The organism is Rudaea sp. 3F27F6, from assembly GCF_005503555.1.
Taxonomy (GTDB): Bacteria; Pseudomonadota; Gammaproteobacteria; order Xanthomonadales; family Rhodanobacteraceae; genus Rudaea.
Map to the genome: position 1 here is coordinate 1,352,152 of NZ_SCNG01000001.1, position 15,001 is coordinate 1,367,152.

At 65.9% G+C, this 15,001-nt stretch carries 13 protein-coding genes and 1 pseudogene; 7 read left to right on the forward strand and 7 right to left on the reverse strand.

What is annotated here, in order from left to right:
• Window positions 1–136 precede the first annotated feature (136 nt).
• Together FFS30_RS05775 and FFS30_RS05780 are read left to right on the forward strand one after the other, a co-directional pair.
• Window positions 137–2,227, forward strand: a complete 2,091-nt coding sequence (locus tag FFS30_RS05775) for a phospholipase C, phosphocholine-specific (protein ID WP_137912121.1) — start codon at window positions 137–139, stop codon at window positions 2,225–2,227.
• A 259-nt stretch (window positions 2,228–2,486) separates the two neighbouring features.
• The gene (locus tag FFS30_RS05780) at window positions 2,487–3,077 is read left to right on the forward strand and encodes a cysteine dioxygenase family protein (RefSeq protein WP_137912122.1); all 591 of its coding nucleotides are present in this window, start codon (window positions 2,487–2,489) and stop codon (window positions 3,075–3,077) included.
• 130 nt (window positions 3,078–3,207) lie between these two features.
• Here the strand turns inward: FFS30_RS05780 and FFS30_RS05785 are convergent, their stop codons facing one another.
• Together FFS30_RS05785 and FFS30_RS05790 are read right to left on the reverse strand one after the other, a co-directional pair.
• Window positions 3,208–3,897: an energy transducer TonB gene (locus tag FFS30_RS05785; RefSeq protein ID WP_137912123.1), complete on the reverse strand. Its 690-nt coding sequence runs from the start codon at window positions 3,895–3,897 to the stop codon at window positions 3,208–3,210.
• Window positions 3,898–4,037: 140 nt separating this feature from the next.
• On the reverse strand, window positions 4,038–4,844 hold the full coding sequence (locus FFS30_RS05790; RefSeq protein WP_137912124.1) for a helix-turn-helix transcriptional regulator: 807 nt from the start codon (window positions 4,842–4,844) through the stop codon (window positions 4,038–4,040).
• A gap of 89 nt (window positions 4,845–4,933) precedes the next feature.
• Between FFS30_RS05790 and FFS30_RS05795 the strand changes: the two genes are divergently transcribed.
• From FFS30_RS05795 to FFS30_RS05805, 3 genes are read left to right on the forward strand one after another with little or no spacing between them, the layout of a single operon-like run.
• On the forward strand, window positions 4,934–6,409 hold the full coding sequence (locus FFS30_RS05795) for a TolC family protein (protein ID WP_137912125.1): 1,476 nt from the start codon (window positions 4,934–4,936) through the stop codon (window positions 6,407–6,409).
• Window positions 6,410–6,433: 24 nt separating this feature from the next.
• Window positions 6,434–7,573, forward strand: coding sequence for an HlyD family secretion protein (locus tag FFS30_RS05800; protein ID WP_137912126.1), 1,140 nt, complete (start codon window positions 6,434–6,436; stop codon window positions 7,571–7,573).
• On the forward strand, window positions 7,560–9,212 hold the full coding sequence (locus FFS30_RS05805; protein WP_137912127.1) for an MDR family MFS transporter: 1,653 nt from the start codon (window positions 7,560–7,562) through the stop codon (window positions 9,210–9,212). Before FFS30_RS05800 ends, FFS30_RS05805 begins: the two co-directional genes overlap by 14 nt.
• 11 nt (window positions 9,213–9,223) lie before the next feature.
• On the opposite strand, the pseudogene rrtA reads toward FFS30_RS05805, so the two are convergent.
• The 3 genes and pseudogenes from rrtA to FFS30_RS05820 form a co-directional block, all read right to left on the reverse strand.
• Window positions 9,224–9,733 (reverse strand): annotated as a pseudogene (gene rrtA, locus FFS30_RS24175) (rhombosortase); the annotation flags it as partial.
• Complete coding sequence (rhlP, locus tag FFS30_RS05815) at window positions 9,711–10,535, reverse strand: rhombotarget lipoprotein (RefSeq protein WP_137912129.1); 825 nt, start codon at window positions 10,533–10,535, stop codon at window positions 9,711–9,713. The pseudogene rrtA and the gene rhlP, both read right to left, overlap by 23 nt.
• 7 nt (window positions 10,536–10,542) lie before the next feature.
• The gene (locus FFS30_RS05820; RefSeq protein WP_137912130.1) at window positions 10,543–11,397 is read right to left on the reverse strand and encodes an alpha/beta hydrolase; all 855 of its coding nucleotides are present in this window, start codon (window positions 11,395–11,397) and stop codon (window positions 10,543–10,545) included.
• A 126-nt stretch (window positions 11,398–11,523) separates the two neighbouring features.
• Between FFS30_RS05820 and FFS30_RS05825 the strand changes: the two genes are divergently transcribed.
• Window positions 11,524–12,252 (forward strand): helix-turn-helix transcriptional regulator, encoded by a 729-nt coding sequence (locus FFS30_RS05825; protein ID WP_137912131.1) that lies wholly within the window; start codon window positions 11,524–11,526, stop codon window positions 12,250–12,252.
• A gap of 30 nt (window positions 12,253–12,282) precedes the next feature.
• Here the strand turns inward: FFS30_RS05825 and FFS30_RS05830 are convergent, their stop codons facing one another.
• Window positions 12,283–13,059: an ABC transporter permease gene (locus tag FFS30_RS05830; protein WP_137912132.1), complete on the reverse strand. Its 777-nt coding sequence runs from the start codon at window positions 13,057–13,059 to the stop codon at window positions 12,283–12,285.
• Entirely contained in the window at window positions 13,056–14,024 is a 969-nt protein-coding gene (locus FFS30_RS05835; protein ID WP_137912133.1) for an ABC transporter ATP-binding protein, read from the reverse strand. The genes FFS30_RS05830 and FFS30_RS05835 overlap by 4 nt, the downstream gene beginning before the upstream one ends.
• Before the next feature lie 221 nt (window positions 14,025–14,245).
• On the opposite strand from FFS30_RS05835, the gene FFS30_RS05840 reads away from it, so the two are divergent.
• Window positions 14,246–14,995, forward strand: a complete 750-nt coding sequence (locus tag FFS30_RS05840) for an FAD-binding oxidoreductase (protein WP_137912134.1) — start codon at window positions 14,246–14,248, stop codon at window positions 14,993–14,995.
• Window positions 14,996–15,001: the final 6 nt, after the last annotated feature.

Consider the following 15,001-nt stretch of genomic DNA (forward strand, 5'->3'; position numbering starts at 1 on the left):
ATACAACTTTACATTTGACTGAAACGCGGCTGCCCCGCCGCTGACTTTTTCCGCCACTAGCCTTGCGCCCGTTGAACGTGCGCCTGGGGAGTCCCGCGCGTTCCGGTTTCGTCCCCACCCGACCGGAAGGCTAACGATGACAACTCTGGACCGCCGCAATTTTCTGCGCCTGACCGGCGCCGGCGCGCTTGCCGCCGCATTGCCGAACAGCATCCGCCGCGCGCTCGCGATCAACGCGAACAACCGCACCGGCACCCTCGAAGACGTCGAACACATCGTCATCCTGATGCAGGAGAACCGTTCGTTCGACCACTACTTCGGCACGCTGCGCGGCGTGCGCGGCTACGGCGATCCTCGTGCGGTGTTCCAGCGCGACGGCCGCGCGATCTGGCGGCAGAGCAACGGTGCGAGCGAAGTGCTGCCGTACCGACCCGACGTTCCCGATCTCGGCGCCACCTTCCTCGACGGCACGCCGCACGACTGGAACACCGCGCATCAGGCGTGGAACGGCGGCCAGAACGACAACTGGGTGCCGGCCAAAGGCACGACGACGATGGCGCATATGGTTCGCTCGGACCTGCCGTTCCACTACGCGCTCGCCGACGCATTCACCATCTGCGACGCCTATCACTGCTCGGTGATGAGCTTCACCGATCCGAACCGCTACTACATGTGGACCGGCTACGTCGGCAACGACGGCACCGGCGGCGGCCCGATCATCGACAACTCCGAAGCCGGCTACGGCTGGTCGACGTATCCCGAGCGGCTCGAACGCAACGGCATCTCGTGGAAGGTCTATCAGGACGCCGGCGACGGCCTCACCGCGGGCGGCTATTGGGGCTGGACCGGCGACGCCTACATCGGCAACTACGGCGACAACTCGCTGCTGTATTTCCATCAGTACCAGAACGCCCAGCCCGGCAGCGCGCTCTACGAGAAGGCGCGCACCGGCACCAATATCAAGACCGGCGGCAGCCTGTTCGACGTGTTCCGCGCCGACGTCGCCGCGGGCAAACTTCCGCAAGTGTCGTGGATCGCCGCGCCCGAGGCGTACAGCGAACATCCGAACTGGCCGCCGAACTACGGCGCCTGGTACGTCGCGCAGATCCTCGATGCGCTGACCGCGAATCCGGAAGTGTGGAGCAAGACCGCGCTGCTGCTCACCTTCGACGAGAACGACGGCTTCTTCGACCACGTGCCCGCGCCGGTCGCGCCGGGCAACGGCGTCGGCGGCAAATCGACGGTCGATACGCGCAACGAATATTTCGCCGGCGACTCCAAATACATTCCGGGTCCGTACGGCCTCGGCGCGCGCGTGCCGATGCTGGTGATCTCGCCGTGGACGCGCGGCGGCTACGTCAACTCGCAGGTGTTCGACCACACCTCGATCATCCGCTTCATCGAGCAGCGCTTCGGCAACGGCAATGCGGATATGGTCGAAGCGAACATCTCGCCGTGGCGCCGCGCGGTCTGCGGCGATCTCACTTCGTGCTTCAACTTCTCCACGCCGAACTCGGCGACGCCGCACCTGCCCGACGTCAGCGCGTTCCAGCCGGCCGACAATCTGCGCCACAACAGCTACGTGCCGACGCCGCCCGTGCAAGGCGCCGTGCCGACGCAGGAAGCCGGCGTGCGCCTCACGCGCGCGCTGCCTTACGCGTTCGAGGTCGACGCCAAGCTCGACGGCAAGACCTTCACCTTCGACTTCGTCAACACCGGCGCCGCGGGCGTGTTCTTCCAGGTGCGCGACGGCGCCGGCAGCGCCGGACCGTGGGGCTACACCGTGGAAGCGGGCAAGTCGCTCAGCGACACGCTGCCGATCGCCGCCGCGAACGGACAGTACGATTTCTCGGTCTACGGCCCGAACGGTTTCATGCGCCGCTACAAGGGCAACGCGGGCGGCGCGAATGTCGACGTGACCCTGCATCATCCGGGCACGAGTTCGCATCTCAAGCTCGATCTGCGCAACGACGGCAGCGCCGACGTGCACCTCAGCGTGCTCGACGGCTATCTCGGCATGCGCCACTCGGTGACGCTCAAGGCCGGACAGCACAAGCCGTTCTATCTCGATGCACGCCTGTCTCTGCGCTGGTACGACTTGATCGTCAGCGACGGCACCGACGGCGGTTTCCGCCGCGAGTTCGCCGGCTATATCGAGAACGGCCGCGACGGCATCAGCGACCCGGCGATCGCGGCCGGTCCGGCGACGTTGCAGGACGATCTCTGACCCGAAAAATTCATCATTCCTTCGGGTGATAAGGCGCAACGGCAACCGCACGGCGCAACGCTGTGCGGTGCAAACACGAAGAGAACGGCGAACCGCTTGACCGCGCGGGGTTTTCTGCTGCGTACGCAGCATGTTTGCGCATGCGTTTTCGGCCTATGAATATGCGCTCGTGCAATGGAATTTGTACATGGAATTAGCACCGCGCTAACGTTGGGCATGGTCGAATGGCGGCTCTCGAAACTCTGTGGACTTGCACTTTATGTCCCAACCGCAAATCACCCTTGCCGCCAACTGGAGCCGCGCCCTGCGCGGCATCACCGAAGGTCTGTACGGCGAGATCACACCGAAAGAAGTCGGCGAACTGCGCGACTCGCTGACTCAGCTCGCCTGGGCCGAAGGCTGCCCGCGCGCCAGCTCGTTCTTCAACCCGACGCAGACGCCGCGCTATCGGCGCCAGCTGATCGCTGCGGCGAACGATGGCGCCTACACGATGCTGCTGATCGCGTGGCCGCCGGGCTACGTCACGCCGCTGCACGACCACGCCGAACTCTGGGGCATCGAACTCGTACTCGACGGCGCGCTGCAAGTCGAGGAGTTCTACTCCGACGGCGATCCGCAGCAGCCTGCGCTGCAGCCGCATCGCTCGCTGATGCTCGGCTCCGGCGACGCCGCCGTGTTCATCGATCCGGCCTATGTGCATCGCTGCCGCAATCTGTCGGCGCAGCAGCCCGCGCTGTCACTGCACGTCTACGGCGGCGTGCTCGATCACTATCAGAGTTTTGTCGAAGTCAGCGACAACCTGTATCGCATCGCGCAGCAGAAAGCCGTACTCGACTCGGTGTCGATCTGACAAAGAAACGGCCGCGCACCCGGCGCGGCCGCAAAACGTGGCGTCACTCGATCTCGCAAAGGCCCCGGCGGAATTTCCGTCGGGCCTTGTCGTTGCGTGACGCCACGCGCTCCGATTCTTTTCTCCGCCATCACAGCGGCAGTGTGAACACGATCGGCACGAGCGCCCAGCCCGAATAAGCGGTGCCTCCGCGCATGCCGGGCTTGAACTTCCACTTCATCACCGCCTCGCGTGCGGCGCGGTCGAGATCGCGTGAGCCGCTCGTGTGCTCGATCTCGATCTGTTCGACGCTGCCGTCGGTGCCGACCAGCACGCGCAGGACCACTTTGCCTTCGGCGCGATTGCGCAGCGCGATTGGCGGATAAGGGATTCTCGTCTGCGTGCCGTAGCTGAGCGCCGATGGCGCCGTATCCACAGCGCCGCTGTCGACAGGCGTCTGCAGTGCGGGTGAGTCCGAAGGCGGCGCGATCGTATTCGTCGGTGCGGCGGGCTCGAACGGCACGGGATTGGGCACCGGTGTATTGAGTACAGGCTGCGGCTTCGAGGGCGCCGGCTCGACCTTCTTGGGCTTGGCCGGCGGTTGCGGCAGCTTCGGTTCGGGCTTCTCGATAGGCGGCGGCTCTATAAGCGTGACGTCGGTCCGATCTTCCGCCACGAAACGTTGCATTTGCATGGCCAACGGCGGCACCAACAGCATCAGAGCAATGATGACGTGCACGGAAAAAGCGCCCGAGTACGCTGCGACGCGCGACCAGTTCAATGCGAGCGCGCGGCGCAGCGATGGGAGCGAGGGAACGTGACTCAAAGCGAGCGCAGTCATGGCGGACTCCTTCAGCAGGTCGGGATGCCCGGCGCATCGCGCCGGAGCGTTTATCAGCGTGGACTACGCTAACAAGCTCGGCCGCGAGGAAACATCACGATTTTCTTGAATCGCTGCAGCGCCATTCCACGCCGCGGATTTCAAGCGCGCTCGGATTCCGCCGCACGCGGATGTTTCGCGTCAGCGAGATAACCGCTCGGCGACACGCCAAGTTCGCGGCGGAACATCGCGCTGAACGCACTCGGACTTGCGTAACCGTGTTCGAGCGCGACTTCGAGCACCGACGCGCCCGCGGCGAGCCGCTGCAGACTCAATAGCAGGCGTAGGCGCCGCAGCCACGCCGCGTAGCTCATGCCGACTTCGCGCTGGAACGCGCGCGCCAAGGTGCGCCCGCTCATATGCAAACTGCGTGCGAGCGCGTCGAGTGCGGGCGTGCGCGCCGGCGCGGCGATGATGCGTTCGCAGGCACGGCGCAGGCGCGCGTCCAGCGGCAGCGGCACATGTAGGGCGAGACGTGGCGCGCTGTCGAGTTCGTCGAGAATCAGTTCCATCACGCGCTCGTCGCGGCTGCGCGCGGCATAATCGAGCGCGATCGTCGTCGCCGCGACGATCGCTTCGCGCAGCAATGGCGACACCTCGATCACCTCACAACGATCCGGCATGCCGGGCCGCGCCCGCGCATCGACGAACACGGTGCGCATCGCCACGTCGCCGGCGATGCGGATCTGATGCTCGGCCTGCGCCGGCATCCACACTGCGCGCCCGGTCGGCACCACCCAACTGCCGCTCGCACCGACCACGGTCATCACGCCGGTGACCGCATGAATCAGCTGCGCGCGCACGTGGCGGTGCGGCGCGATGTGCTCGCCGTCGGCGTGTTCGGTGGCAAGCGCGGCGATCGGCCGCGGGGCCGTCTGGCAATCTTCAACGCTGCGCGGTTTGTCCATAATGCGACGAATGCTGTCCGAAACGCGGCAGAAAGACAAACCCCGTTCTGGCCCAATGAACGCCGTTCCCGTTCAAGTCCGATTTGGTCATGTCGATCTTTTCCTGTCTGCGTCTGCGCGCATCGAGCCTGCCCTGCGCGCTTCTGCTCGGCGCCTGCGCCGCCGGCCCGAGCCGCCCGCCACAGGCGACCGTCGCGCTGCCGGACTCGTTCGCTGCACACAACGACGCGATTGAGAACGCACCGGCCGCTACGCATTGGTGGCATCTCTACGACGATGCGGCGCTCGATGCACTCGTCGCCGACGCACTCGCGAACAACCGCGATCTGCGCGTCGCCGCCGCGCATCTCGCCGAGGCGCGCGCCGCGCTGCGCGGGCGCGAGAACGCGCGCCTGCCGCAGACCCGCTTGAACGCCGGCGCTGGCTACGGCAGCACGATGACCGACCAGCTCGCCGCGGCGCTCGGCAATCAGCCGGTGCGCACCGGTCAACGTTTCGACGCCGGCTTCGACCTGGACTGGGAAATCGATCTGTTCGGCCGCCTCGGCCGCACCGTGCAGGCCGCGGGCGCCGACGCCGAGGCGCAGCGCGCCGTCGAAGACGGCGTGCGCGTCGAAGTCGCCGCACGCACCACGCAGGCGTATCTCGATGCCTGCGGCTACGCGTTCCGCATGGCGACGGCGAAGCGTTCGCTCGAACTGGTCACGCGCAGTTGGCAGACCAAGACGAAACTGCGCGCGGCCGGCGCGGCGCCGGCGCTCGACGTCGCGCGTGCGGCCGCGCTTGTCGAACAGGCACGTGCAGCGGTGCCGCCGCTGGCCGCGGCGCACACGTCGGCGCTTTACGAACTTGCCGTGCTGACCGGCAAGCCGCCGCGCGAAGTGCCTGCAGCGGCCGCCGCATGCAGCGCGATTCCGTCGCTGCGCGCGCCGCTGCCGATCGGCGACGTCGCCGCGCTGTTGCGCCGCCGTCCCGATGTGCGCGCAGCCGAGCGCCGGCTCGCCGCAAGCACGGCGCGTATCGGCGTTGCCGTCGCCGATCTGTATCCGTCGGTGTCGATCGGCGCGATGGGCGCTTCGTCGGCGAGCACGGTCGCCGCGCTCGATCGACACGAGTCGACGATCTGGCGCCTCGGTCCGCTTCTGTCCTGGAATTTCCCCAACTTCGGCGCGGCGCGCGCACGCATAGCCGGTGCGCACGCGCAGGAAGCCGCGGCACTCGCGCGCCTCGACGCGGCCTTACTCACCGCGCTCAAGGAAGTCGAACAATCGCTCGCCGCGTATGCCGCGGCGATGGAAAAGCGCAACGCCCTCGACGCAGCGGCGCGGCAGTCGAACACCACCGTGCGCCTCGCGCGGTTAGGCCGCGAAGCGGGTGCCGCAACCGCACTCGACCTGCTCGATGCCGAGCGCGGCGACGTCGAAGCGCAGGCCGCGCTCGCCGCCGCCGATGCCGAGGTCGCCACCGCGCAAGTGACCTTGTTCAAAGCACTAGGCGGCGGCTGGGAAGACGCGCCTGCCGTGGCCGCGGCCATGCTCGTGCGCGACGCCGACGCGAAACGCTGACCGAATTCCTACTCCGAGACCGACATGAAAGATGCTTCCACAAACCTCGCTGCCGACACCGAAGCGCGGCGACCGCCGCCGTCGCGCTGGCGCACGCTCGCTTTCGCCGGTGCGGCCGTCGCGACCGTCGCCGTCGGCGTTGCCGGCGTACGCTGGTGGAGCGTCGGCCGCTATCTGCAAAGTACCGACGACGCCTATGTGCGCGCCGACATCGTCAGCGTCAGTCCGCGCGTCGCCGGCATGCTCGTCGACGTGAACGTGCGCGACAACCAGCACGTCGACGCCGGCGCCGTGCTCGCGCGCATCGACGACAGCGACTACCGCGCGCACGCTGAGCAGGCCGAAGCGGCGATCGCCGCTGCGCGCGCCGACATCACCGCGCAGGAAGCCGCCGCGGCGAACCTCGACGCGCAGACGGCGCAGCAGCACAGCGCGATCGCGGCCGCGGTCGCCGCGCTGTCGGCACGTGCGGCCGATGCGCAGCGCGCGGCTCTCGAACATCGGCGCCAACAGGACCTGATCAAACAGGAAGTCGCCAGCGTGCAGCAACTCGAAGCTGCCGACGCAGAGGCCAAGCGCAGCCGCGCGGCACAACTCGCCGCCGGCGCCGACGCCGATGCAGCGAGGCAGCGCCTCGACGTGCTCGCGAGCGAACGCCGCCGCATCGCCGCCGCGCTCGACAAGGCGCGTGCGGCGCTGGCGCAGGCAACCGCGGCGCACGAACTCGCGCGCCTCGATCTCGAACGCTGCGTCATCGTCGCGCCCGTCGCCGGCCGCGTCGGCCAGCGCAGCCTGCGCGTCGGCCAGCATGTCGACGTCGGCGCCGCCCTGCTCGCACTCGTCCCCGAAGACGCTTACGTCGTCGCCAACTACAAGGAAACGCAACTCGACCGCATCTCGCCGGGCCAACCGGTGAGCATCGCCGTCGACGCGTTCGGCGGCGCCGTGCTCAGTGGGAGCGTCGATAGCCTCGCTCCTGCCTCGGGCGCGCAGTTCGCCTTGCTGCCGCCCGACAATGCGACCGGCAACTTCACCAAGATCGTGCAGCGCATTCCGCTGCGCATCCGCGTCGACGCCGATGCGGCGCGGCGCGCCGACCTGCGCCCCGGCATGTCGGTGGTGACCACTGTGGACACGCGGCAGCATTCGCATGACGGCGGTTGAGGCACGCGCGCAAGCCGACGACGCGGTTTCGCTGCGCGCCTGGGTCGCGGTGATCGGCGGCGCGGTCGGCTGCTTCATGGCCGGCATGAACGTGCACGTCACCAATGCCTCGCTGCCCGACGTGCGCGGCTCGCTCGGCGCGACGTTCGACGAAGGCTCATGGATCACCACTGCCTATCTCGTCGCCGAGATCATCATCATTCCGCTGACCGCGTGGCTCGCTTCGGTGTTCTCGATCCGGCGCGTGCTCATGGTCGGCACCGCGGGCTTCGTCATGTTCTCGCTGGTCTGTTCGATCGCACCCGACATCGGCACGATGATCGTGGCGCGCGCGCTGCAGGGTGCGTTCGGCGGCGTGCTGATCCCGCTCTCGTTCCAGTTGATCGTCACTGAACTGCCGCCGTCGAAGCATCCGCTCGGCATGGCCCTGTTCGCGATCTCGAACAACGTCGCCCAGGCCGCCGGTCCGTCGCTCGGCGGCTGGCTGACCGACATGTACTCGTGGCGCTGGATCTTCTATCTGCAGATTCCGCCGGGGCTGATCCTGCTCGCTGCGATCGCCTGGGCGATCCGCGCGCAGCCTGCTCAGCCCGGCAAACTGCGCCAAGGCGATTGGGGTGGCATCGCGGCAATGGCGATCGGCTTGTCTGCGCTGCAGATCCTGCTCGAAGAAGGCGGACGCAAGGACTGGTTCGCCGCGTCCTTCATCATCAACGCGGCGATCGTCGCCGTACTCGGCATCGTCGCGTTCGTCGCGATCGAACTGCGCCGCGCCGATCCGTTCATCAATCTGCGCCTGCTCGGCCGCTACAACTTCGGCCTTGCGAGCCTGATGCAATTCACCTTCGGCGCGGTCGTGTTCGGCGTCGTCTTCCTCGTGCCGAACTACTTCGCCGACGCGCAGGGCTACAACGCGCGCCAGATCGGCATGACCATGATTCCGTACGGGCTCGTGCAATTGGTGATGTCATTCGCGACGCCGCCGTTGATGCGCTGGACCAGCGTGCGCACGGCGATCATCGCCGGCTTCGCCATCATGGCCCTGGGCTGCCTGATGAACACCCATCTCAATCTCGACGCGGCGGCGAACGTCATCGTGCCGTCGCTCGTCGTGCGCGGCATCGGCCAAGCATTGATCGTGGTCGCGCTCGGCACGATGGCCGTGCAGGGTCTGGAGAAATCCGAAATGGGTTCGGCGTCGGGCGTGTTCTCGATGGTACGCAACGTCGGCGGCGCGATCGGCATCGCGATCGCCGGCCAGTTCGTCGTCGAGCGCGAGAAGCTGCACGCGATGCGCATCGGCGAAGCGGTGACGACGTACTCGCAGGCCGCGCAGGATCGCATCGTCGAACTCGTGCGCCTGTTCGCGCATGCCCACGTCGAACGCGCGGCGGCCTTGCATGATGCCGCGTTCGCGCCGCTGCGCCAGCGCGCGCTCGCGCTGATCGACCACGGCGTGCATCGCGACGCGCTGATCCTCGCCTACAGCGACGCGTTCCTGTTCGCCGGCATCGCCATGCTCGCCTGCGCCGCCGCAAGTTTTCTGCTGCGCGGAAAGAAACCCGAAGGCAATGCTGCGGCACCTGCGCCGCGAAACAGCGCCGCGCAGAGCATGCCGATCAGCGCGCCGAAAACATGAGCCTGCCAGGCGACGCGCACGCCGTCGCCGAGGCCGGAAAAATCGGCCGGGCTGCCGATCGCCTCAAAACCGGTCTTGAACACGAACAGTACGGCGACGAGCAATACACACACACGCATTCGCCGCGACCCATTCCATAGCATCAGGGCAAGCGCGCTGCCGCAGGCGACGCACAGGCCCGATGCGCCGCGATAGACGGCCAGCTCGGGCACGCAGAAGAACAACGCCAGCGACAACAACGGCGGCGCGCAGAGCAACAGGCTGGCCGTCACGCGGTACTCGCAACGCATTTCGACGGCCCAGGCGAGCACGGCCAACGTAGCGAGATCGACCACGGCATGACGTACGGAAAAATGGACGAGATGGCCGGTCCAGATGCGCCACATCTCACCGGCCGCAAGCGCATGCCGATCGTATTCGAGTGTGCTGCGCCAGGATTCGGGCGCGGCGGCAAGGATCGCGCCGAGCCCGAGCACCGCGAGCGCCGTCCACGGCAATCTAGGCAACGCGGCGCGAGGCATGCACGAGAACGACAAGCACCACGCCAATCAGCAAGCCCGACCAGCCGACGTCGCCGCCACCGCGGTAGCCGGCCTTGTTTTCCACCTTGACGTAGGCGTCGTGCTTGGAGCGTTCACGGAAATCGTCCATCGCGGTCTTGAGCTGCGGAATCAGATCGTCGACCGCTTTCACGTAGCCCGTGTCGCGCGCCTGGCGCGAACGCTCGCTGAAACTCGCCAGCGTGCCGCTGCCCTTCTCGCGGCTCGACCCCGGCGCGCGGAACAGCAGCTTGCGGCTGGCCACGTCGAACACCGTGGCGTCGACCAAGGTCTGCACGTCGTACTTGTCGCCGCGAATCACGTAGGCGCCGACGAGTGTCCAGTACAGCACCGCGGCAGCGCGCGTGTCGTTGAACTGCACCTGGTCGTAGGACAGCAGCGCGACGATCTCGACGTTGAACAAACGCGCGACCTGATCGAGATTGTCGAAACCGCCGCGCGCGCGCAGATAGTTCGACGGAATCACTTCGATGCTGCCGATATACGGATACTGCGCGAACGCCGCCTTGACGCGCTCGAGCAGCAGCCGCTTCGATTCGTCGGACGCGCCCGAATCCCACTGCCCGCCCGGCACAAAGGCGATGCCGACGCGCACCGGCGGCCGCAGGGTCGTCGTCGCCGGCTGCAGTTGCGGCGCTTCGCTCGCGTTCGGATAGAGATAGTCGACGACGCTCGCGGCGCGATGCTCCTGCTGCGCGCGGAACAGCGTGGCGCAGCCGGACAGCATCAAGACCAACAAGCAGGTCGCAACCATTTTCAGCATCGACGAATTACTGACTCGCGGAAGCATCGCTTTTCTCCCTGATGGATGTGGACCGATCTAGCAGTCCCTTGGCGGCAAGCCACGCAGGGAGACGATCGGCAAACAAGCTGTCGTCGAACTCGCAGTCTCCGTGACCGCAATCGAGTGGCACAAAGTCCGCGCGCGGCGAGGCGGCGACGAGGCGCAGCCCCATCTCGTACGGAATCACTTCGTCGCGACGCCCATGCTCGACGAACAAAGGACCGGGAAATTCCCGTACTCGCGCCAGAGTGTCGTACTGATAGCGCAGCAGAAAACCGGGCAGCCAGTATCGATGCGCCATATCCTCAAGCGACGTGAACGTCGACAACAGGATCAGCGCCGCCGCGTGGCGCCTGCCGACGAGATCCGCCCCGATGCCGCCTCCTATCGAATACCCCATGACGACGATACGCTGCGCATCGACCGCCGGCTGTTGTGCCAGCCAGTCGTAAGCCCGGTCTGCGGCCTCATTGATTTCGCCGAACGTCGGTTCGCCGTCCGCGCCGCCGAATCCCGGGTATTCGAGCTGCATTACCGAGACTCCCGCACGTACCAGCGGTTGAACGAGCGCGAACGAGTCTTCGATCCGTTCGTAGTTCCCGTGCAGATAGAGTACGGAAGGCCCTCGTCCGGATGAGGTCTGCGCCGACCAGAAAACGGCGCGCACTTTGCCGAAACTTCCCGGCAGCTCGATCTGCTGAGCGCCTTTCGGCAGCTTTTCGGCAAGAGGATGCCGATCGTCTGAAGCCGCCGGGAACAGAATCGTGCGCTGTTTGGCGAACATCACGCCGCACCACATGGGATAAATTAGCAGCAGAAGCACGACGGCGCGGAAGTTCATGGCGGCTTGGGCGGACGGAATGGCAGGAGCATTTCGAGAACCCGAACGGCTCGCAAGTTCCTTTGCTTATGCGCTACCTTTTAATCTAGCGAGTATCAATTCCTGATACTCAGTGGAGAAACCGCCGTGAGCACCAGCGCGACCCTGCTGCAATCGATCCGCGCCACCTTGCGCGCGCGCAACATGACCTACCGGCAATTGGCCGCGGCGCTCGGGGTCAGCGAGCCGACGGTGAAGCGCGATCTGTCGCGCGGCGATTTCTCGCTGAGCCGACTCGACGCGATCTGCGCCGCGCTCGATCTGTCCCTGGCCGATCTGCTGCAATCGCCGGCACCGACCCTGCTCACGGCCTTGAGCCAGACCCAGGAGCGCGCGCTCGTGCGCGATCCGCGCCTGCTCGTCGTCAGCTATCTGCTCGTCAACGATTGGAAGTGGCAGGAGATCACCTCGACCTTCGCCCTCGACGACAACCAGCTCACGTCGATCGTCCTGCGTCTCGACGCGCTCGGCATCGTCAACTATCGGCCGCCGCGGCGCATCCGCAAACTGACTGCGCGCAATTTCGCCTGGCGCAAGGACGGACCGGTACACGAGTTCTTCGTCGCGCGTGTCGCGCCCGAATTCCTGCGCGCGCGCTTCAACGCGCCGACGGAAGAGTTGCGCTTCATCGGCGGCGTGTTGTCGGCCGCATCGCAGAAGCAGATCAAGGCGGCGATCGAACGTCTCGCGCGCGAATTCGACGAACTTGCCCACCGCGATGCGCGTCTGCCGCTCGAATCCAAGGACGGCTGCTCGGCGCTGCTCGCGTTCCGTCAGTGGGAATTTTCCGAGTTCACGCGCCTGCGCCGGCCTTAGCAGTGCGCCGGCGCGATGGCGCCGCGCTTGTCAGGTGCGCAGGCCGACGCCGCGATGCAGCAGGCTGAGGCAATAGGCCGCGAGCACGACGACAAAGGCGAGCATGACCACGTAGGCCCAGGTCAGGTCGATGTCGGACACGCCGAGAAGGCCGTAGCGGAACGTGTTGACCATGTACAGAATCGGATTGAGATGCGAGATCTCTTTCCACGGCGACGGCAGTTGGGCGACGTTGTAGAACACGCCGCCGAGATAAGTCAGCGGGGTCAGCACGAAGGTCGGGATGATCGCGATGTCGTCGAATTTGCGCGCGTAGATCGAGTTGACGAAGCCGAGCAGGGCGAAGATCACCGCGGCGAGCAGGAAGGTGCTCAGGGTGACGAGTGGGTGATAGAGATGGATCTTGGTGAAGAACAGGCTGATCAGCAGCACGATCACGCCGACCATGAAACCGCGCAGCACGGCGCCGGTCACATAGCCGGCGAGGATGGTCCAGCTCGGCATCGGCGAGACCAGCATCTCTTCGATGAAGCGCTGGAACTTGGCGCCGAAGAACGAACTGGTGATGTTGCCGTAGGCGTTCTGGATCACCGCCATCATGATCAGGCCCGGCGCGATGTATTCGATGTACGAGATACCCGGCGCCATCTCGCCGATGCGGCTGCCGATCAGACTGCCGAAGATGATGAAGTACAGGGTCATCGTGATCGCCGGCGGCAGCAGGGTCTGCGACCAGATGCGCAGGATGCGCATGACTTCGCGGCGCGCGATCGTGCCGAGCGCGATGAGGTTGGCTTGGGCGTTCATGCGGCCTCTTTGTTCGTGTTGCCGTTGTCGCTCATGCGGCCTTCGACGAGGCGCACGAACAATTCTTCGAGGCGATTGGCCTTGTTGCGCATCGAATTGACCGTGATGCTGTGCGCGCTGAGCGCGGCGAACACGGAATTGAGATCGTGCGCGCGCGACATTTCGGCTTCGATCGTGTGCGAATCGATGCGCGTGAGCTTGACCTCGTCGACCGTCGGCAGGCCGTCGATCGGATGGGCGAGATCGAAGACGAAAGTTTCGACGTCGAGCTTCGACAGCAGGTTCTTCATCGAGGTGTTCTCGATGACGCGGCCGTGGTCGATGATGGTGATGTTGCGGCACAGCTGCTCGGCTTCTTCGAGATAGTGCGTGGTCAGGATCACCGTGGTGCCGGCCGCGTTGATGCCTTCGATGAATTTCCACATCGAACGGCGGATCTCGATGTCGACGCCTGCGGTCGGCTCGTCGAGGATCAGCAGCTTCGGCTCGTTCATCATCGCGCGCGCGATCATCAGGCGCCGCTTCATGCCGCCCGAAAGCGTGCGCGTCACCGCGTGCGCCTTGTCCCAGAGCGCAAGCTCCTTGAGGTATTTCTCGGCGCGCACGAGCGCGGTCTTGCGCTCGATGCCGTAGAAGCCGGCTTGGTTGACGCAGATGTCGAGCGGCGTTTCAAACAGGTTGAAATTGATTTCCTGCGGGACGAGGCCGATCTGTTGCATGGCCAGGCCGCGCTCGGTGCGCACCGAGTGGCCGAACACGCGCACATCGCCTTCGCTCGGGTTGACCAGCGAGGAAATGATGCCGATCAGGGTCGATTTGCCGGCACCGTTAGGGCCGAGCAAGGCATAGAAATCGCCGGCCTGAACGGTGAGGGAAATGCCTTTGAGAGCTTCGACGCCGGTGGCGTAGGTCTTGCGCAGGTCGGCGACTTGGAGAGCCGGGACGGGTGACAAAGTGTTGCTCATGGCTGCTTTGACGGTGCTGAACGCGTAGTATAGCGGCCTTTGGAAACTCCGATCCGCTCGGAGGCTTCCCGCAGGCCAGGAAGACCTGCTGCGAACCGGGCGCGCCGCGCCCGGTTCGACGTAGCCGAGTCCGGACCTGTGCCGGGCTTTAGCCAGTCCGGAAGATTCGCGGACGGAATTTCCGGATTCACCCCCTTCCCTCTTGCCGATTTGGTTTTCACGTGGCCGAACATTTCACCCTGCGCCTAGCCGACAGCCGTATGCTCGCCCCGAGCGTGCGCCACCTTTCCTTCGAACGCGCCGACGGTGCGCCGTTCGCCTTTATCCCCGGACAGTTCCTGCAGGTGCATTTCCACTACGCCGACGGCAAGCCGACCAAGCGCAGTTATTCGGTCGCAACGATCGGCGCGGGCGATGCGTCGCCGGTGCAGCGCATCGAAGTCGCCGTGTCCTATGTCGACGGCGGCGCGGCCACCGCGCTGTTCCGCGATCTCGAACACGGCGGCACGATCGAGGCGAGCGGACCGTACGGCCGCTTCTGCCTGATGGACCCGGACGCGAACGGACGCTATGTCTTCGTCGCCACCGGCACCGGTGTGACCCCGTACCGCGCGATGCTGCCGCAATTGAAAATGCTGTTCGCCAAGCGCGACGTCGAAGTCGCCCTGATCTACGGCGCGCGCAACGAGTCCGAGCTGCTCTACGGCGACGAGTTCGAGGCGTTCGCGCGCGAGAATCCGCAGTTCCGCTTCTACGCCTGCTTCTCGCGTACGCCGCGCGCAGTGCCGCGCGCGCACGACCGCAACGGCCGCGTACAGGTCGCGCTCGACGAGATCAAGCCGGATGCGGCGCGCGACATCGCTTATCTCTGCGGCAATCCCGACATGGTCGACCAGGCCTTCAACGCGCTCAAGGAAGCTGGCCTGCCGGTGCCGCACATCCGCCGCGAGAAATACGTCTCCTCGCGCTGACGCCGC

Coding starts and splice junctions, on each gene's coding strand:
- FFS30_RS05775 (WP_137912121.1), top strand. CDS start 137: ATGACAACTCTGGACCGCCGCAATTTTCTGCGCCTGACCGGCGCCGGC.
- FFS30_RS05780 (WP_137912122.1), top strand. CDS start 2,487: ATGTCCCAACCGCAAATCACCCTTGCCGCCAACTGGAGCCGCGCCCTG.
- FFS30_RS05785 (WP_137912123.1), bottom strand. CDS start 3,897: ATGACTGCGCTCGCTTTGAGTCACGTTCCCTCGCTCCCATCGCTGCGC.
- FFS30_RS05790 (WP_137912124.1), bottom strand. CDS start 4,844: ATGGACAAACCGCGCAGCGTTGAAGATTGCCAGACGGCCCCGCGGCCG.
- FFS30_RS05795 (WP_137912125.1), top strand. CDS start 4,934: ATGTCGATCTTTTCCTGTCTGCGTCTGCGCGCATCGAGCCTGCCCTGC.
- FFS30_RS05800 (WP_137912126.1), top strand. CDS start 6,434: ATGAAAGATGCTTCCACAAACCTCGCTGCCGACACCGAAGCGCGGCGA.
- FFS30_RS05805 (WP_137912127.1), top strand. CDS start 7,560: ATGACGGCGGTTGAGGCACGCGCGCAAGCCGACGACGCGGTTTCGCTG.
- rhlP (WP_137912129.1), bottom strand. CDS start 10,535: ATGCTGAAAATGGTTGCGACCTGCTTGTTGGTCTTGATGCTGTCCGGC.
- FFS30_RS05820 (WP_137912130.1), bottom strand. CDS start 11,397: ATGAACTTCCGCGCCGTCGTGCTTCTGCTGCTAATTTATCCCATGTGG.
- FFS30_RS05830 (WP_137912132.1), bottom strand. CDS start 13,059: ATGAACGCCCAAGCCAACCTCATCGCGCTCGGCACGATCGCGCGCCGC.
- FFS30_RS05835 (WP_137912133.1), bottom strand. CDS start 14,024: ATGAGCAACACTTTGTCACCCGTCCCGGCTCTCCAAGTCGCCGACCTG.